The sequence below is a fragment of the Halomonas garicola genome, from assembly GCF_055382465.1.
On record NZ_AP043931.1, the window covers coordinates 2769655 to 2787938 of the forward strand.

An 18284-nucleotide genomic window follows, 5' to 3' on the forward strand; every position below is an offset into this window, starting at 1 on the left:
CATCTTCGTTCATGTAGTATGAATTCTCACTACGCTTAAAGGTTAGTTAACTTTTCAGGGTGCGATTAATGGGTTGGGCCTATGTTTTCTGGGCGGCATTTGTCGAAATCTTCTGGGTTCTGGGCTTGAAGTATTCAGACAATCTCTGGATGTGGTCGGGAACGGTCATTGCGCTCGTTTTCAGCTTTTATTTCATCATCAAGGCCTGCGCCGTGCTGCCCTCCGGGGCGGTCTATGCGACCTTCACCGGAACCGGCGCAGCCGCCATCGCCATCATCGACTTTACCCTGCTGGGCGAGCCGTTTACCTTCCTCAAGGGGCTGTTTATCCTGTCTATCATTGTTGGGGTTGTCGGGGTTCAGCTGACCACTGAAGCTGACAGGAAGCCACTTGAAAAGGCTCCGAGCCCAAAGGGAGACCGTGCATAAATGGCCTGGATCTACCTGTTTATTGCCAGTTTCGGCGAGATCTTCGGCGTTGCCAGCATCAACATGTACCTGAAAAGAAACTCATGGAAATGGCTGCTGACGGTTATCGTCGTCTTTTCATTGGGCTTTTACTTTCTTGCCCTGGCGATGCGCGAGATCCCTCTGGGCACCGCCTATGCCATCTGGACCGGGCTTGGCGCCACGGGCGCCGTCATCATGGGAGTAATGTTCTTCCGGGAGCCCATGAGCCGTCTGCGTCTTGTATTCCTGACTTTTATCATCTGTGGCGCCGTTGGCCTGAAAATCGTGGCGTAGTAATCGTGGCGTAGTATAAGCACCTTGAGCGCCTTCTGCTGCGCTGGTAGCTGGGCTTTGCTTACCCCTCTTTGCTCTCTGTTCGGACCTTTGCAATAATCGTGCTCTGCAACGGTCAACGCTCCTGCGCGGCAGGACATCTCAGCACCTTGGCGTAACCGCCAAACGAACACGGCCCTTACCCCATGCGAGTCTTGCTGTATAGCGATCTAGACACGGAATCGATCCCCGGCTTCAAGAAGCTGCGCACCGCCCTGGAAGCGGACAACTTTCGGCAGGCCGATGTCCGCAAGATCGGCGACAACCTCTATCGGGCACGGCTCAACAAGCGCGACCGGATACTGTTCTCGCTTTACCGGCACGCGGGCGAGACCTGCTGCCTGATACTCGAATACCTGCGCAATCACGCCTACGATCGATCGCGCTTCCTGGCCGGCGACGCGGTGATCGACGAGGACAAGATTCCGCGCCTTGACGCCCCGGACGAGGCGGACGTTGAGGCCCTGGGCTACTTGCACCCGACCCGCGAGCGCTTCCACCTGCTCGACAAGATCCTGACCTTCGACGACGAGCAGGAGGATATCTTCGCCTCGTCGCCGCCGCTGGTGGTGGTCGGCTCCGCCGGCAGCGGCAAGACGGCGCTGATCCTCGAGAAGCTCAAGGAGGCCATCGGTGAGGTGCTCTATGTCAGCCTTTCATCCTATCTGGTGACCAGCGCCCGGGATCTCTACTACGCCCACGGCTACGACAACCCCGACCAGTCGGTGGACTTCCTGTCGTTCCAGGAGCTGCTGGAAAGCATCCAGGTGCCGCAGGGGCGGCAGGTCGAGAACCGCGACTTCCAGGCCTGGTTCCAGCGCCACCGCCAGGGCAGCGGCCTGAGCGACCCGCACAAGCTCCACGAGGAGATCCGCGGCGTGATCACCGGGCCGGTGACCGAGAGCGGCTGGCGATCGCGGGAGGAGTACCTGGAACTCGGCGTCAAGCAGTCGATCTTCCCCGAGGCCGAGCGGCCCCGGGTCTATGACCTCTTCGAGCGCTACCTCGCCTTTCTCGAGGAACAAGGGCTCTATGACCCCAACCTGGTCGCCCACGATCACCTCGCCCTGGTGCAGCCCGGCTATGACTTCGTGGTGGTCGATGAGGTGCAGGATATCACCAACGTTCAGCTCTACCTGATCCTGAAAACCCTGCGCGAGCCCGGTCAGTTCCTGCTCAGCGGCGACGCCAACCAGATCGTGCATCCCAATTTCTTCTCCTGGGCCAGCGTCAAGTCGCTGTTCTTCCACGAGCGCGATCTGACCGGCCACGGCGAGGTGGTGCGCATCCTGCACGCCAACTATCGCAACGCGCCGCTGGTCACGGCGCTGGCCAACCGCATCCTCAAGCTCAAGCATGCGCGCTTCGGCTCGGTGGATCGCGAGAGCAACTACCTGGTGCGCAGCGCCGTCGAGCAGTCGGGGCAGGTACAGCTGCTGGAGAACCGGGAGGCGCTCAAGCGCGAGCTCGATAGCCGCACCGCCCGCTCCACGCGGTTCGCGGTGGTGGTGCTGCATCCGGCGCAGAAGGCGGAGGCCCGGCGCTGGTTCCGCACCCCGCTGGTCTTCTCGATCCAGGAGGCCAAGGGACTCGAATACGACAGCGTCATCCTTTACAACGTGGTCAGCGACGATGCGGACATGTTTCAGGAGATCGCCAGGGGCGTGGACCCCGAGGCGCTGGAACGCGAGGAGCTCAGCTACCGCCGCGCCAAGGACAAGCGCGACAAATCGCTGGAGATCTACAAGTTCTTCATTAATGCCCTCTACGTGGCGGTGACCCGGGCGGTGCGCCACGTTTACCTGGTGGAGACGCGGCTCGACCATCCGCTGCTACGGCTGTTGCAGGTAGAAAGCCTGGAGGGCGAACTTCAGCTGGAGCAGGACGACTCCTCCCTCGAGGATTGGCAGCACGAGGCCAGGCGCCTCGAGCTCCAGGGCAAGGACGAGCAGGCCCAGGCAATTCGCGAGCGGATACTGGAGGAACAGCCGGTGCCCTGGACGGTGCTGGACCATGCCGGCTTCGAGGCGCTACGCGACCGGGTGCTCGCCGAAGGCGGCAAGAAGGCGCGCCTCGAGGTCTTCGAATACGCCCTGCTCCACCATCACCGTCCCACTCTGAACGCCCTCGCCGAGGCCGGCTTCAAGCCCGCCCTGGATACCGAGAACAAGGCGGTGCGCCAGCTCCATCGTAACCATTTCATGAGCTACGAGATGAAGCATCCCACGGCGGTGTTCCGGGATACCCAGCGCTACGGCGTGGACCATCGCACCCGTTTCGGCCTCACGCCCCTGATGCTCGCGGCGCGGCTGGGCAACGCCGCCCTGGTGGAGCAGCTGATCGAGCGCGGCGCCGACCCCACGCTGACCGCCAACAACGGCTTCACCGCCCTGCACTTCGCCCTGGAACAGGCGGTGCTCGACGACGCCTTCGCCCGCCAGCGCCTGGCCGGTCTCTATCCCCTGCTGGCGCCGACGAGCCTCAGCGTGCAGGTCGACGAGCGCCTGGTGAAGCTCGATCGCCGGCTCATGGAGACCTTCCTTCTCGAACTGCTTCAGGCCATGTTCTATCGCCATCTCGGCCCGGCCATGGTATGGCACCAAGGCTACACCGCCCAGGATATCGAGGCCTGGGTGGCCCGGCTTCCCGACCGGGTCCTGCCGCCGCGCCGCAAGCGCCGACAATATCTCTCCAGCATCCTCGCCAAGAACGAGATCCGGCGCGAAGACCGCTACAATCGCAAGCTGTTCCTGCGAGTGAAACGCGGCCACTACGTGCTCAACCCGGCCCTGAAGCTTCGCGACGGCGCGGCGTGGGTCCCATTACACCAGCGCTTCCCGCTGGAGGACCTGGATATCCGCCGCTTCGCGGAAACCCTATCCTCGCAGCAGGCTCACCGGTTTGGCGCCGACATGCTGCACGACCATGATCGGTGGCAGCGTGACAGACTGGACACCCTGCGCCGTACCCTGGAGGCGGATCGGCCCGGGGAGGCATAGTCAGCGCGCCGCCTCAAGGCAGCTGCTGCCTCGGCGATCCGCCGGCGAGGACTGACGCCGCTTATTCCACCGCCCGGGCCGCAGTTTCCCGGGGGGATTCGGCAAAGCGGGCGCGGTAGGCGCGCGAAAAGTGCGCCAGGTGCTGAAAACCGGTGGCTACGGCGGCTTCTGTTGTCCGGCAGCCGCTGCCGGCGAGCAGCTGCTGGGCGCGGTCCAGCCGCATCCCCAGGTAGCACTGCTTGGGCGTCTCGCCGAAATGGGCCCGGAACTGGCGCGTCAGCTGGCGCTGGGACTGGCCCACCAGCCGGCAGATCTCGGGGATCGGCAGCGTTCGGGCCATGTTGGCCTCCATCACCGTCAGGCTCTTGACCACGCTGCGCGGCAGATGCGCATAGCGCACGTCAAGATCCACCGGCGAGCGCTCGTGGCGCTGATAGATCAGCTGGCGGCCGACGGCGTCGGCCAGAGCCGGCCCGTAGGCAAGCCCGATCCAGGCGAGCATCATGTCGATGCTTGCCACGCCGCCGCCGCCGGTCAGTCGCCTGGCGTTGAGCTCGTAGTACGACGAGCTGACCTCAAGCTGGGGAAACTCCCGGCGAAAGGCGGGCACGCTCTCCCAGTGCAGCGCTACCTGATAGCCTTCCAGCACCCCGGCGCGCGCGAGGATGAAAGGTGCTGTATCCAGCCCGCCGAGCCAGCCGCCGTGGGCCGCGACCCGGCGCAGCACCGCACGATCCGGGGCGCTGACGGCGGCCTCCGGCTGATAGGAGGACACCACCATCAGGCTGGCATCGTCGGCCACGCCGTCCAGCTCGCCGTCCACCTCGATGCGCACGCCGTTGCTGGCCACCACGCCTTCGCCGTCCAGCGAGCGCAGCCGCCAGGCAAAGAGATCGCTGCCGAAGCGATTGGCCACCCGCAATGGTTCCAACAGACAGAACAGCGTCAGCATCGAGAAGCTGGGCACCACCCAGACATCCAGGGTGTACTCGGCCTGTTCGGGGTCGAGAAGCGGCGGCGAGTCGGGGCGCGGATAAGGCCAAACGGGGTCGAAGTTGTCGCTCATGGCTAAAATGATCAACAAAAAGTCTATTTTTATCAAGTCATATCCGCCGCCCCGGACTAGGGTAGATGCCCGTCACCCGTAGCACGCTTGTGGAGATGCCGCCATGACTCACGTCAAAACCGTTGCCGACAATCATCGTCTGGTCGTTGACTACCAGGACCAGCCCCGGGAGCTCACAGCTCTCTGGCTGCGCGAGCGCAGCCCTGCCGAGGACACCCTGGATCCCCGCACCGGCCAGCGCCTGATCGAGGCCGCCGCTCTGCCGCTGGACCTGCGCATCGAGCAGGCCGACGTCGACGGCAAGCAGCTTTCGGTACGCTTCAGCGACGGCCATCAGGCCGAGTTCGATCTGGACGCGCTGCTCAAGACATCCTCGGAGAAGGCGGAAAAGCCGCTCTGGGACGCCACCCTCGAGCAAGCACCCCAGGCCGATTTCAACGCCGCCCTGGACGATGACAGCGCGCTGCTCGACATGCTCGAGGGGCTGCACCGCTACGGCTTCGTGCTGGTGTCCAACGTCCCCACCACCGAGGACGGCATGCAGGCGCTGATCGAGCGCGTCGGCCCGCTGCGCCGCACCAACTGGGGCGGCATTGCCGACGTCAAGTCGGTGGCCAACGCCTACGACCTGACCATGACCCAGCGCGGCCTGGAGCCCCACACCGACAACCCCTACCGCGATCCGATTCCCGGCTACATCTGGCTGCACTGCCTGACCAACGCCGCCGACGGCGGCGACAACACCCTGGTCGACGGCTATCGCGCGGCCGAGGTGCTCCGCGAGCGCAACCCGGACGCCTTTGACGCCCTGACCCGGGTCTGGCCCACCTTCCGCTACCAGGACGACACCACCCACCTGGAAAGCGAAGGGCCGCTGATCGAGCTCAACAGCCGGGGCGAAACCGTCCGGGTGCGCTACTCCAACCGCACCGAGCGGGTGCCGGCGCTGCCCGCCGACGAGCTCGAGGCCTACTACGCCGCGCGGCGGGAGTTTTATGAGCTGATCACCGGCGACGAGCTGACCGTGCACCTCAAGCTCAACCCCGGCCAGATGCTGGTCATGGACAACTACCGCCTCTTCCACGGCCGGCGCGCCTACGAGCTGGCCGGCGGCGTCCGCCACATGCGCCAGGGCTACGTAGACCGCGACAGCACCGCCAGCCGTCGCCTGGTGCTGCGCCGCCAGCTAACCCATTCCGCAAGCGAGGAGGTTGCATGAGCCAGGAACAGAATCCTTCCCAGGCCCAGTTCCGCCACTTCGGCGAAGCCAGCCGCGACGAGTGGGCGCTGATCGACGATCATTTTCGCGACTACGTCGCCGACGCCCCGCAGCGGGTGCTTGCGCACCTGCACCGCCTGTCCGGCGATAACCACGGCTACCCGGTCGACCGCTTTGAGCACAGCCTGCAGACCGCCACTCGGGCGCTGCGCGACGGCGCCGACGAAGAGATGATCGTCTGCGCGCTGCTGCACGATATCGGCGACGACCTCTCGCCGGCCAACCACGCCGAGATCGCCGCGGGGATCCTCGAGCCCTTCATCGATCCGCTCAACGCCTGGATGATCCGCCACCACGAGCTTTTCCAGGGCTACCACTACCTCCACTTTTTCGGCCTCGATCGCCACGCCCGGGAGCAGTTCCGCGATCACCCGGCCTACGCGCGCACGGTGCGCTTCTGCGACCGCTGGGATCAGGCCAGCTTCGACCCCAACTACGACACCCTGCCCCTGGAGCACTTCGTGCCCATGGTCGAGCGCGTGCTGAGTCGCGAGCCCTTCGGCGGCCTGCCGGCGGTGACCGACGCGAAGGCAAGCTCATGAACTGTGCCCGGCTACTGATCCAGCAGCTCGAATCCTACGGGGTCGACACCGCGTTCGGCATTCCCGGCGTTCACACCATCGAGCTGTACCGCGCCCTGGGGCAGAGTCAGCTTGACCACCATACCCCGCGCCACGAGCAGGGCGCGGGCTTCATGGCCGACGGCTACGCCCGCGCCAGCGGCAGGCCCGCTGCCTGCTTCATCGTCACCGGCCCGGGCATGACCAACATCGCCACCGCCATGGGCCAGGCGCTGGCCGACTCGGTGCCCATGCTGGTCATCTCCAGCGCCAACCACCGCCCGACGCTGGGCCGCGGCCAGGGCCGGCTGCACGAAATGCCCCACCAGAGCGAGACGCTCGCCGGGGTCAGCCGGCTCAGCCACAGCCTCAACGACCCGGCGGCGCTGCCCGAGGTGCTGGCGCGCGCCTTTGCGATTTTCAGCAGCGCGCGCCCGGGGCCGGTGCACATCGAGATCCCCCTTGACGTCATCGACGCCCCGGCGCCGGCGGAGCCCACGCGGCCGGCGCAGGTCTTTCCTCCCGCGCCGGCTCCCGCCGCGCTTGAGCTTGCCGGCGACTGGCTCGGCGGCGCCGAGCGCCCGCTGGTGCTGCTCGGCGGCGGTACCGCTGCCTACCCCGAGGCGGCCCGGGCGCTGGTCGAGCAGCTCGACGCGCCGACCTTTACCACCATTAACGCCAAGGGCGTACTCGGTCGGGAGCATCCGCTGGACCTGGGCGCCACCATGAGCCTGCCCGCCGCGCGCTGCCTCGCCGCCGGGGCCGACGTGGTGCTGGCGCTGGGCACCGAGATCGGCGAAACCGACTACGAGCTGGACGCCGAAGACGACTTTCACCTCGACGGCAGGCTGATCCGGGTCGATATCGACGCCGAGCAGCTGGGCCGCAACCAGGCCGCCGATCTCGCCATCCAGGCCGACGCCGGCGAGGCCATGCGCGGGCTCGCCGAGCATCTGCCGGCGAGCGCCGCGCGCGACGGCGCCGGGCGCGCCGCCACCCTGCGTCGCCACCTGGCGCTGGCGGATGATCCGCAGCTGGCGCCCTACGCGCCGCTGTTCACCACGCTTCACGACGCGCTGCCCGAGGCCATCCTGGTGGGCGATTCCACCGGCCCGGTCTACGCCGGCAACTTCCTCGCCTCGATGCCCGCCCCGCGGCGCTGGTTCAACGCCGCCACCGGCTTTGGCACGCTCGGCTACGGCCTGCCCGCTGCCCTGGGCGCCGCTCTGGCGCAGCCCGATCTGCCGGTGGTCGCACTGGTCGGCGACGGCGGGCTGCAGTTTGTGCTCGGCGAGCTGGGCACCGCCCGGGATCTCGGCCGGCCGGTGGCCGTGCTCATCTGGAACAACGACGGCTACGAGGAAATCCGCCGCTACATGTCGCTCAGCGAGGTCCCGCACCTCGGCGTCGACCTGACCGCGCCGGACTTCTCGGCTCTCGCCTTGTCCTACGGCTGCCGCCATACTCATGCCGGCAGCCCGACAAGCCTGCACGCGGCGCTTGGCCGGCTCAGCGAGGCCGATTCACCGCTGCTGATCGAGATCGATGCAGCCGCCTGGGCCGCGTCGCTCTGACACCGCGCTCGACATCGTCCGATTTTCACCCCTGATAAGGAGGCGTCTGACGCATGAATACGACACTACAACGCACCGCCACGACCCTGACCCTGATCGCCGGGCTGAGCCTGTCCGGCTCCGCCCTCGCCACCGATGAAGACGACAGCCTGCGCCTGGTGGTTCCGCCCTGGCCAGGGGTCACCGTCAAGAGCGAGATTCTCTCCCAGCTTATCGAGCCGCTTGGCTACACCACCGAAAAGCAGCAGCTCAGCTCGACGGTGGGCTACTCCACCCTGGAAAACGGCGACAGCGACGCCTTTCTCGCCGGCTGGGTGCCCGCCCAGCAGGAAAGCTACGACGCCGCCATGGAAAGCGGCGCCGTTGTCGATCTGGGCAACAACGTCAACGGCGCGCGGATGGGCTTTGCGGTGCCGGGCTACGTCGCCGATGCCGGCATCACCAGCGCCGAGCAGCTGGCCGACCCCGACGTTGCCGAACGCTTTGAGCACAGCGTCTACAGCATCGAAAACGGCTCCACGGTCACCGACATGCTCAACGACGCCATCGACGCCGACGTCTACGGGCTCGGCGACTGGGAGGGCAAGCCTTCCTCGACGCCCGGCATGCTCAGCGAGGTCGAGGGCGCGGCCAGGCAAGAGCGCTGGATCATCTTCTACGGCTGGACGCCGCACTGGATGGTGCCGGAGTACGACACCGTGATTCTCGAGGACCCCGAGGGCGTCTACGGCGACGATAACGGCAGCAGCGCCGTCAAGACCATCGTCACCCAACGCTACGCCGACGCCAACCCCAACATGCTCAAGCTCCTCGACCAGTTCGTTCTCTCCGCCGACGAGCAGAGCGAGTTCATCCGCGCCTTCGGTCTGGAAAAAGGCGACCTTGAAACCGTGGCCCACGACTGGCTGGCCGACCACCCCGAGCGCGTTGCCACCTTCCTCGAAGGCGTCACCACCCGGGACGGCGAAGACGGCCTGGCAGCGGTCAAGGAGAGCCTGTGAACGCACCCCCCGAGTCCGAAGCAGCGATCCGCCATGACCTGGCCGCCGCCTACCGCCTCATCGCCCTGGACGGCATGGACGACGGCATTTCGACCCACATCTCCGCTCGCCTGCCCGGCGAGCGCTTCCTGCTCAACCCCTTCGGCCTGCGCTTCGAAGAGATCCGCGCCGACAGCCTGGTGACCGTGGACGCCGAGGGCAAGGTGCTCGACGACCCTGCGGGGCTGGGCATCAATCCGGCCGGCTTCACCATCCATAGCGCCGTCCACGCGGCGCGCCCCGAAGTCGCCTGCGTGCTGCACACCCACACCGTTGCCGGCGTGGCGCTTTCGTGCCTTGAGGAAGGCCTGCTGCCGCTGAATCAGTGGTCGCTGCAGTTTCACCACCGCCTGGCCTACCACGACTACGAAGCCATCTCCCTGGATCTCGACGAACGCCAGCGGCTGACCGCCGATCTCGGCGACCACTCGGCAATGGTCCTGCGCCAGCACGGCCTTTTGACCTGCGGGAGCAGCGTCGGCGAGGCGTTTTTGCGCATGCGCGACCTGGAGCGCAGCTGCCAGACCCAGCTGGCCGCCCAGGCCACGGGGCGCCCGCTGCGGCTGGCTTCCCCCGAGCTTGCCGAAAAAGTCGCCCGCCAGTACGAAGCCTGGGCCGAGAGCCCCCACGGCACCGCGTGCGCCTGGCAGGCCGAACGCCGCCGCCTGCCCGACGACAACGACACCTCTCCTGAACACTGAGGGCTAACATGCGATATTCCCGACTCACCGAGCGCATCGCCGGCGAAGGCGCGGCGGCCTGGGACATTCACAACCGCGCGCTGGCCCGCCAGGCCGACGGCGAAGACATCACCGTGCTCTCCGTCGGCGATCCGGACTTCGATACCCCGGCGCCGATCGTCGAAAGCGCCGTGGAAAGCCTGCGCGCCGGGGCCACCCACTACCCCGACGTCCAGGGCAAACTGGCCCTGCGCGAGGCAATTGCGCGCCGCTATCAGGCGGGCGGGGTAGATATTTCGCCGGACAACCTGATCATCATGGCCGGCGCCCAGTGCGGCCTTTACGCCGCCGCCCAGTGCCTGCTCGACCCCGGCGACGAAGTCATCGTCGCCGAGCCGAGCTATGTCACCTACGAAGCGGTGCTTGAGTCCACCGGCGCGACCATGGTGCGCATTCCCCTGTCCGGCGATAGCGGCTTTCGCCTGGAACCCGCCGACATCGAAGCAGCCATCACCCCGCGCACCCGGGCGATCATGCTTAACAGCCCCCACAACCCCACCGGCCAGCTGATCGACGCCGAGCAGTGGGAGGCCGTGGCGACGCTCTGCCGCCGCCACGACCTCTGGCTGATCTCCGACGAGGTGTACGCCGAGCTGATCTTTGAAGGCGATCACCTCTGCGCGGCAGGCCTGCCCGACATGGCCGAGCGCACCGTGGTCGTCAACAGCCTCTCCAAGTCCCACGCCATGACCGGCTGGCGGCTGGGCTGGGTCCTCGGCCCCGAAGCTCTGATCGGCCATCTGAGCCACCTGGCGCTGTGCATGCTCTACGGCTGCCCGGATTTCGTCCAGGACGCCGCCTGCAGCGCCCTCGAGCAACAGCCGCCCCAGCTCGACGCCATGCGCGAGGCCTACCGCGCCCGCCGCGACGCCGTCTGCGACGCCCTCGGCGACTGCCCGGCAGTCGAGGTTGTCAAGCCCGCGGCCGGCATGTTCATGATGGTCGACGTGCGCGCCACGGGGCTTTCGTCCCAGGCCTTCGCCGACCGTCTGCTCGACGAGCAGGGCGTGTCGGTCCTCTCCGGCGAGGCCTTTGGCCCCTCCGCCGCGGGCTTTGTGCGCCTCAGCCTGACCGTCGACGAAGCGCAACTGCGCGCGGCCAGCCGGCGCCTGGCACAGACCGCCACGGCGGCCCGGGCCGAGGCTGCCTCTCTTTCCCCCGTCCAATGAGTTGCCTATGACGACATCGTCTAACGCTACTTCGTCTTCTTCCACCGCTTTGGCGGTGGAAGCCCGCCACCTCGTCAAGCGCTTCGGCGATCTTGAGGTACTCCGCGACGTCTCCCTTGAGGTCAGCGAGGGCAGCGTCACCTCCATTATCGGCGCCAGTGGCTCGGGCAAGAGCACCCTGCTGCGCTGCCTGAACCTGCTCGAACGCCCCGTGCAAGGCGAACTGACGATTGCGGATGAAACGATTCGCTTCGACCGCAATCGCCAGGGCGACATTGTCGGCCTGGACCGGCGCCAGCTGCAGCGGCTGCGCGCCAGAGTCAGCATGGTGTTTCAGCAGTTCAACCTCTGGCCGCACCTCACGGTGCTGGGCAATATCATCGAAGCGCCCATGCGCGTCCAGAAGCTGTCGCGCAAGCGCGCCGTCGAGCGCGCCGACCACTATCTGAAGCGGGTCGGCATGGCCGATAAGCGCGATAGCTATCCCGCCTTTCTCTCCGGCGGCCAGCAGCAGCGCGTGGCCATCGCCCGGGCACTGGCCATGGAGCCCAAGGTTCTGCTGTTCGACGAGCCCACCTCGGCGCTCGACCCCGAGCGGGTCAGCGAGGTGCTCAGCGTCATCCGCAGCCTCGCCGATGAAGGGCGCACCATGGTGCTGGTGACCCACGAGATGGCCTTTGCCCGGGAGGTATCCGACCAGATCGTGTTCCTCGACCGCGGCGTGGTCGGCGTTGCCGGCACTCCCCGGGTCGTCTTCGAGAGCAATGACAACGAGCGCTGCCGCCGCTTCGTCGCGCCGGCGGCCTGACGCCGTCACCGCTCCTGCTTCTACCCTCGTTACGGAGATCACCATGAAAAACAATCTACTGACCGCCGCCGCCCTTGCCCTGCTGACCTTTTCCACTATTACCCCGGCAGACGAGCCGCTGAAAATCGGCATTTCGGCCGAGCCCTACCCGCCCTTTACCTACACCTCCGCCGACGGCGGCTGGTCCGGCTTTGAAGTCGAGCTGGGCCTGGCCTTCTGCGAGGCCATGGAACGGGAATGCGAGATCAAGCCCACCGGCTGGAGCGGGATTATCCCGTCGCTCAAGGCCGGCCGCATTGACATGATCATGAACTCCATGTCGATTACCGAGGCCCGCCAGCGGGTCATCGACTTCAGCGACCCCTACTACTTCACGCCGGGCGCCTACGTGGCCGCCAAGGATATGACGCTCACCCCGCCGGACGACCTCGACGGCCAGGTGCTGGGCGTACAGAGCGCCACGACCAACGCCACCTACACCCGCCGCGCCCTGCGCGACAGCGGCGCCCAAGTGCGCCTTTACGACCAGGCCGAGCAGGTCAACCGCGACCTGCTCTCCGGACGTCTGGACGTGATACTCGCCGACCAGATCGCCATGCTTGAGCTGGTCGAGCGCGACGCCGCCGAAGGCTTCGAGATCAAGGGCACCGCGCCGCATCACCCGGCCTACGGCGACGGCGTTGGCATCGGCCTGCGCCAGGACGACGACGCCCTGGAAGCCGAGCTCAACGAAGCGATCGCCGAGGTGCTGGAAAACGGCACCTGCACCCGCCTTTCCAACGAGTATTTCGATACCGATATCTGCACCTGACCCCCGTCCTTAACGACGCTCCCCGGGAGGCGCCAGCGGCGCCTCCCCTTTTGCCTCAACAGGGACCTCACACTGCCATGAACGACGTTTCCCAAGAGGGGCTGCTCGACTGGGCCGGCCCCATCGCCGAGGGTGCGCTGACGACGCTGGAAATCGCCGTGCTGTCCTACGCCATTGGCCTGGTGCTGGGCCTGATAGGCGCCAGCGCGCGGCTCAGCCCCTGGGCGCCGCTGCGCGGCCTGGCGACCGCTTACTCCACCGCGGTGCGCGCCATCCCCGAGCTTTTGCTGATCATCCTGCTTTATTATGCCGGCTCTCAGGCGCTGACCGCCCTGACCCAGGCGCTGGGCCTGCCCGGCCAGGTCGCCATCAGCGGCTTTGTCACCGCCGTGGGCGTGCTGGCCTTTGTCCAGGGCGCCTACATGACCGAGGTGCTGCGCGGCGCCATTCTGGCCATCCCCAAGGGGCAGCTGGAAGCCGCCGATGCCTTCGGCTTCTCCGCCTGGACGCGCTTTCACCGCATTGTCATCCCGGGCATGCTGCCCAACGCCATTCCCGGCATGTCGAACCTCTGGCTGATCCTGATCAAGGACACCGCCCTGATCAGCGTGATCGGCTTCAGCGAGCTGTTCTTCACCGTCCAGCAGGCCGCCGCCAGCACCCGCGCCCAATTTCTGTTCTACTCCGTGGCTGGCGTCATCTACCTGGCCATGACGCTCACCTCCACCGCGCTGTTCGCGCGCCTGGAGCGCTACGTCCGTCGCGGCCAGCCGGCCAACGAGGAGGGCTGACATGGATTTTTCCTGGCTGAACGACCCTTTCTATCAGTCCTATCTCATGGAAGGCTTTATCAATACCCTGCTGCTCATCGCCGTGTCCGCCGTTGGCGGCCTGGCGCTGGCCGTCGCCCTAGCCATGGCGCGGCTCAAGGGACCGCGGCCGCTAGCCTGGGTGATCCACGGTTTCACCACGGTGATGCGAGGCACGCCGCTGCTCGTGCAGCTGTTCTTTTTCTACTACGGCGTAGGGCGCCTGCTCGAAGGCATCCCCGGTATCCAGGAAAGCCTGATCTGGCCGGTGCTGCGCGACCCCTTCTTTTACGGCGCGCTCACCTTCATCCTCAGCGTCGGCGCCTATTCCGGCGAGGTAATCCGCGGCGCTCTGCTCAGCGTGCCCGCCGGCGAGCGCGAGGCCGGCCGCGCCTTTGGTCTCTCGCCGGTTCAGGTCTTCTTCCGCCTGTGGCTGCCCCGGGCCATCCAGACCTGCCTGCCCACCCTCACCGGTGAGATGGTCCTGCTGCTCAAATCGATACCGCTGGTGTCAACCATCGCCATGATGGACCTGCTCCAGGCGGCCAACATCATCCGCGACGAGATGTTTCTGGTCTACGAGCCGCTGATGCTCATCGCCGGCATCTACCTGGCCATGACGGTGGTGCTGACGCTGGTGCTGCGCCAGCTCGAACAGCGCTTCCCCGGCATGCGCCCGACCCGGGGCCGCCGGCTGATACCGGGGCGCGCCTGAGCAGCCTAAAACCCGTCGACGCCGGCCGCTCGCAAACGGTCGGCCAGCGCCTGCACCCCGGGCGCGCGGAAAAACGCCGTCAGCGCTTCGGCGCGGGTGGCGCCGACGCCGGGTAGCGCCCGCCACTGCTGCCGGCTGTAGCCGGCAAGCGCGGCCCAGTCGCCGCTTGCCTTTTCGCTACCCGTCGGCGCCCCCAGCGCCTCGAGCCAGGCGGAAAACGGCTGCGCTCGCGCCGCGGTAAAGCGCTGCGTGAGGAGTTGCGCCCTGGCCGCGCCGATCCCCGGCACCCGCTCCAGCCGGGCCCGGTCAAGCGTTAGCCAGTCCAGTAGCCCAGCCACCGCGCCTGCGTCCATCAGCGACTGCCAGGTGCCCTCGCCTACGCCGCGCATGCGAAGCGCGTCGCCCAGCCAGTCGAGCCTGGCGAGGAGCTGGCCCTCGCAGCCCAGCGGACGTCGCTCACTTGGCGCCGACAGCGAAAAACAGCTGAGGCGATGGTAATCGTCTGCCGCGGGCACCGTCAGCGGCTCGCGCTCGACGGCCTGCCAGACCACCTGCTCGAACGCCGGAATCGTCAGCCCGCCCAGTGCCACGGCAATCTGGTCGCCGGCGCGGACGTCAAAGCGCCGCCAGCGCTCGAGCGAGCCAAGCGACACCCGGCTGATGCGCCGGCCGTCCAGGCGCACCGGGTCAAGGTGCAAAAGCGGCGTCACCCGCCCGGTGCGGCCGATGCGAAACTCGACCCCGCGCACCCCGGCAAGCGCCCGCTGCTCGGGGTACTTCCACGCCACCGTCCAGTCCGGCGGGCGTGGGCGCCAGTGCGCCCCGCCGGGCCGCTTGCCCTGCTTGAGCACCACGCCGTCGGTGGCGAAAGGCAGCGGCGCGGTATACCAGTGCTCCCGCCAATGGGCAGCGCCGCGGCGATCATCGAGCCTGTGCGTATAGTCGGCGGTGGCAAACCCCAACGCGCCAAGTCCTTCAAGGCGCTCGGGCATGGTCGCGGGGCCGTCGGGCCAGCCCCAGACAAAGAGGCCCACGCGTCCAAGCTCGGCCCGGGAAGGCGCGGCCTGGCGCATAACGCCGGCCACCTTGTTGCGCGCGAGGGGCTTTCGGGGCTTAGCCTGAACGTGGTCGGCAAGGCGCCAGTAAAGCTCGCCCTGGAGCACCGCCGACGCCGGCTCGGGAAGGGTATCGGGCACGGCCGGCAGCTGGCGGGCCCGGGCCGTCCAGTCCTGGCCGCGCTCGCCGTCGCCGCGGCTCACGGCGTCAACAAGCCTGCCGTCCGCGTAGCGCAGCGTGACCGCCACGCCGTCCACCTTGGGCTGCACCCAGAGGTCGTCCCGGCGGCTGGCCCAGCGCTCGACGCCGGCTTCATCAAGCTTCTCGAGCCCGGTCTGGGCTACCGGGTGACGGCGCACGCTGTTTTTACCCGCCGGTGGGCCGGCGCTCGCGCTGAGTTCAGGGGCATGGCGCCGGGGCGTTCCCGCGCAGGTCCGCCAGGCTTCCAGCCGCGCGGCCGCCTGGTCGTACAGCTCGTCGTCAACGGGCGAGCGTCCGCCTTGATAGTAGGCGCGGTCCCACTCGGCCAGCCGCGCCTCCAGGGCCCGGACTTCCTGACCCAGCCGCGCCTCGCTCCAGCTCGGGCAGCTTGCCGCCGCCGGCCCGGCCCACAGCGCCAGCGCCGCCGCTATTACTATCGCCGGCGCCTCCCACCGCCCCCGCGGCATTACTCGGCTTCCTTTCTGGCCAGCAACAACAGCCCGGCGGCAATCAGCGCGCCGATAAGGTCGCTGATCAATCCGGGGAAAATCAGCGTCAGCGCCCCGACCCCGGCCAGCAGGCGCCAGAAGACGTTGAGCGGCCGGCGCAGATAGCCTTCCACCGCCACGGCCAGCAGCAGTACGCCGACCACGCCGGTGACCACCACCAGCAGAATGTCGCCGACGGTGGCGTCGATCATCAGCATGCTGTGGGCAAACACGAACATGTAGGGCACCACGAACCCGGCAACGGCCAGGCGCATGGCCTGAAAGCCGGTGGCGTTGGGCGAGCCGCCGCTGATACCGGCGCCGGCATAGGCGGCAAGCGCCACCGGCGGCGTGAGGTTGGCAAAGATGCCGAAGTAGAACACGAACATGTGCGCCACAAAGATCGCGGTGTCGCTGCTGCCGGCCAGCTCACGAAACAGCGGCAGGTTGAGCAGGATCGGCGCCGCCATGGTGCTGGTGATGATGTAGGTAGGGATGCTCGGCAGCCCCATACCCAGCACAATCGAGGCGAGCATGGTGAGCGCAAGCGTCACCAGCAGCTGCACCGTGGGGTAGGGAATCTGCTGGCCAAGCGTCACCACCGCATCGGCCACCTCCAGGGCGATGCCGGTGAGCGTGGCCACGCCGACGATAATGCCCACCGCGCCGCAGGCAATGGCCACGGGAATGGCGTTGCGCACGCCGTCGTGCATGGCGTCCCGGCAGTCGGCGACGTCCATCTTTTCCGCTACCAGGCCAAGCTTCGCCCGCAGCGCGTTAATCGCCACCGGCAGGGCAACGATGCCAAACAGCATCAGCCGGCTGGCGGGCAGCCCGGGCATCGCGTTGCCCGCCAGCAGCGCCTGCCACTGGGGCTCGACAATCAGCAGCGCGAGAATGGCGCTGGTGCCCAGGGTGACCCGCCAGGTACCGCAGATCAGCACGGTGGCGGCGATGGACCAGAAGGCGGCGAAAAACGGCGCGCGGCCCTCGAACAGCAGCCACAGCAGCACCGCCATGGGAATCAGCAGGTGCCCGCGCTTGAGCAGTACGGCCTTGAGCGGCGTGAGCCTGGCGCGATCGATGCCTTCCAGGCCGTCGCGCAGCGCGCGCAGGTGTACCTGAAACAGCACGCCCAGATAGAACAGCAGCGCGGGGATAATGCCGGCCAGAATCACCTGGGTATACGGCACCGACAGCACCTCGGCCATGATGAAGGCTGCCGCCCCCATGATCGGCGGGAGTATCTGCCCGCCGACGCTCGCCGAGGCCTCGACGGCGCCGGCAAAGTTGGGCTTGTAGCCGGTGCGCTTCATCAGCGGAATGGTAAAGGCGCCGGTGGTCACCACGTTGGCAATCGCCGAGCCGTTGATCGAGCCGAGAAAGCCGCTGGCAATGACCGCGACCTTGGCCGGCCCGCCCCGGGTATGCCCGGCCACGGCCAGCGCCAGGTCGTTGAACAGCTGCCCCAGCCCCGACTTGCCGAGAAAGGCGCCGAAGAGGATAAACAGGATGATGTAGCTCGCCGAGACGCCGGTAGCGGTACCCAAAAGCCCCTCGGTGATAAACACCAGGTGCGAGACGATCTGGCGGCAGGTGGCCAGCACGATAGTGGCGTCAAGCGCGGGGTAGAACGACAGCTTGGCGTAAAAGCCGTAGGCCAGAAACAGCGTGGCCAGCAGCGTCAGCCCCCAGCCGGTGGCCCGCCGGGTGGCGTCCAGCACCAGGGCCACCGCCAGTATGCCCACCAGCATATCGGTATCGTTGATGCGCCCGGCCGAGGCGATAACGCGGTCGGCCACCGCCAGCATGTAAACGCCCACGCCGAAGGCCAAAATCGCCAGCGCGGCGTCGCCCCAGGGCACGCGATCCCGCGCGCCGGTGCGGGTCAGCGGGTAGAGGACGAAAGTCAGCCCCAGCAGAGTATAGAGGTGGATGCTGCGCTGGGCGACGTCGACCAGCGGACCGGAAAAGGAAGTGTAGAGGTGAAACAGCGCCAGCAGCACCGCCACTACCGTGACGCCCTTGATCACGGCACTTGGCAGCCTGTCGCGCACCAGGCTTTCGCGGTCGTATTTTTCCAGCGCTTCCTTCACCGCCGGATCGTCGGCTGCGCCGGCCGGGGCCTGCCCCGATGATGCGTGCTTGTCGTCGGACATAGCGCCCCTCTCTCTTGCCTTGATCTCT

16 protein-coding genes are annotated in these 18284 nt (G+C 67.1%); 13 read left to right on the plus strand and 3 right to left on the minus strand.

All coding sequences use genetic code 11. The features are described from left to right. Positions 1 to 68 precede the first annotated feature (68 nt). The 3 genes from ACZ46Y_RS13240 to ACZ46Y_RS13250 all read left to right on the plus strand — a co-directional run bounded on the left by ACZ46Y_RS13240 (position 69) and on the right by ACZ46Y_RS13250 (position 3781). Positions 69 to 428, plus strand: coding sequence for a DMT family transporter (locus ACZ46Y_RS13240; protein WP_311883525.1), 360 nt, complete (start codon positions 69 to 71; stop codon positions 426 to 428). Continuing rightward, entirely contained in the window at positions 429 to 743 is a 315-nt protein-coding gene (locus tag ACZ46Y_RS13245; RefSeq protein ID WP_311883527.1) for a DMT family transporter, read from the plus strand. It abuts the gene before it with no gap. Between the two features lie 185 nt (positions 744 to 928). Further along, positions 929 to 3781, plus strand: a complete 2853-nt coding sequence (locus ACZ46Y_RS13250; protein ID WP_311955743.1) for an ankyrin repeat domain-containing protein — start codon at positions 929 to 931, stop codon at positions 3779 to 3781. A gap of 61 nt (positions 3782 to 3842) precedes the next feature. On the opposite strand, the gene ACZ46Y_RS13255 is transcribed toward ACZ46Y_RS13250, so the two are convergent. Next, entirely contained in the window at positions 3843 to 4847 is a 1005-nt protein-coding gene (locus ACZ46Y_RS13255; protein ID WP_311955741.1) for a GlxA family transcriptional regulator, read from the minus strand. A gap of 103 nt (positions 4848 to 4950) precedes the next feature. Here ACZ46Y_RS13255 and tmpA point away from each other — a divergent pair, with 103 nt between their 5' ends. The 10 genes from tmpA to ACZ46Y_RS13305 all read left to right on the plus strand — a co-directional run bounded on the left by tmpA (position 4951) and on the right by ACZ46Y_RS13305 (position 14352). Beyond that, the gene (tmpA, locus tag ACZ46Y_RS13260) at positions 4951 to 6066 is read left to right on the plus strand and encodes a 2-trimethylaminoethylphosphonate dioxygenase (protein ID WP_311955738.1); all 1116 of its coding nucleotides are present in this window, start codon (positions 4951 to 4953) and stop codon (positions 6064 to 6066) included. Continuing rightward, on the plus strand, positions 6063 to 6668 hold the full coding sequence (locus ACZ46Y_RS13265) for an HD domain-containing protein (protein WP_311955734.1): 606 nt from the start codon (positions 6063 to 6065) through the stop codon (positions 6666 to 6668). The genes tmpA and ACZ46Y_RS13265 overlap by 4 nt, the downstream gene beginning before the upstream one ends. Next, positions 6665 to 8260 (plus strand): 5-guanidino-2-oxopentanoate decarboxylase, encoded by a 1596-nt coding sequence (locus ACZ46Y_RS13270; RefSeq protein ID WP_311955733.1) that lies wholly within the window; start codon positions 6665 to 6667, stop codon positions 8258 to 8260. The genes ACZ46Y_RS13265 and ACZ46Y_RS13270 overlap by 4 nt, the downstream gene beginning before the upstream one ends. 53 nt (positions 8261 to 8313) lie before the next feature. Next, positions 8314 to 9261, plus strand: coding sequence for a glycine betaine ABC transporter substrate-binding protein (locus tag ACZ46Y_RS13275; RefSeq protein WP_311955730.1), 948 nt, complete (start codon positions 8314 to 8316; stop codon positions 9259 to 9261). Continuing rightward, complete coding sequence (locus tag ACZ46Y_RS13280) at positions 9258 to 10001, plus strand: class II aldolase/adducin family protein (protein WP_311955728.1); 744 nt, start codon at positions 9258 to 9260, stop codon at positions 9999 to 10001. The genes ACZ46Y_RS13275 and ACZ46Y_RS13280 overlap by 4 nt, the downstream gene beginning before the upstream one ends. Positions 10002 to 10009: 8 nt before the next feature. Beyond that, positions 10010 to 11209, plus strand: coding sequence for a pyridoxal phosphate-dependent aminotransferase (locus ACZ46Y_RS13285; RefSeq protein WP_311955726.1), 1200 nt, complete (start codon positions 10010 to 10012; stop codon positions 11207 to 11209). A 7-nt stretch (positions 11210 to 11216) separates the two neighbouring features. Further along, complete coding sequence (locus ACZ46Y_RS13290) at positions 11217 to 12017, plus strand: amino acid ABC transporter ATP-binding protein (RefSeq protein WP_311955724.1); 801 nt, start codon at positions 11217 to 11219, stop codon at positions 12015 to 12017. Between the two features lie 43 nt (positions 12018 to 12060). Beyond that, entirely contained in the window at positions 12061 to 12828 is a 768-nt protein-coding gene (locus ACZ46Y_RS13295; protein WP_311955723.1) for a transporter substrate-binding domain-containing protein, read from the plus strand. Positions 12829 to 12905: 77 nt separating this feature from the next. After that, a complete protein-coding gene (locus ACZ46Y_RS13300; protein WP_311955721.1) occupies positions 12906 to 13619 on the plus strand; it encodes an ABC transporter permease in 714 nt (237 codons plus the stop codon). Position 13620: 1 nt separating this feature from the next. Then, positions 13621 to 14352 (plus strand): ABC transporter permease, encoded by a 732-nt coding sequence (locus tag ACZ46Y_RS13305; protein ID WP_311955719.1) that lies wholly within the window; start codon positions 13621 to 13623, stop codon positions 14350 to 14352. A 5-nt stretch (positions 14353 to 14357) separates the two neighbouring features. Here ACZ46Y_RS13305 and ligB read toward each other — a convergent pair whose 3' ends face one another. Further along, a complete protein-coding gene (gene ligB / locus ACZ46Y_RS13310; RefSeq protein ID WP_311955718.1) occupies positions 14358 to 16076 on the minus strand; it encodes an NAD-dependent DNA ligase LigB in 1719 nt (572 codons plus the stop codon). Further along, positions 16076 to 18256, minus strand: coding sequence for a TRAP transporter permease (locus tag ACZ46Y_RS13315; protein WP_311955716.1), 2181 nt, complete (start codon positions 18254 to 18256; stop codon positions 16076 to 16078). Before ACZ46Y_RS13315 ends, ligB begins: the two co-directional genes overlap by 1 nt. Positions 18257 to 18284: the final 28 nt, after the last annotated feature.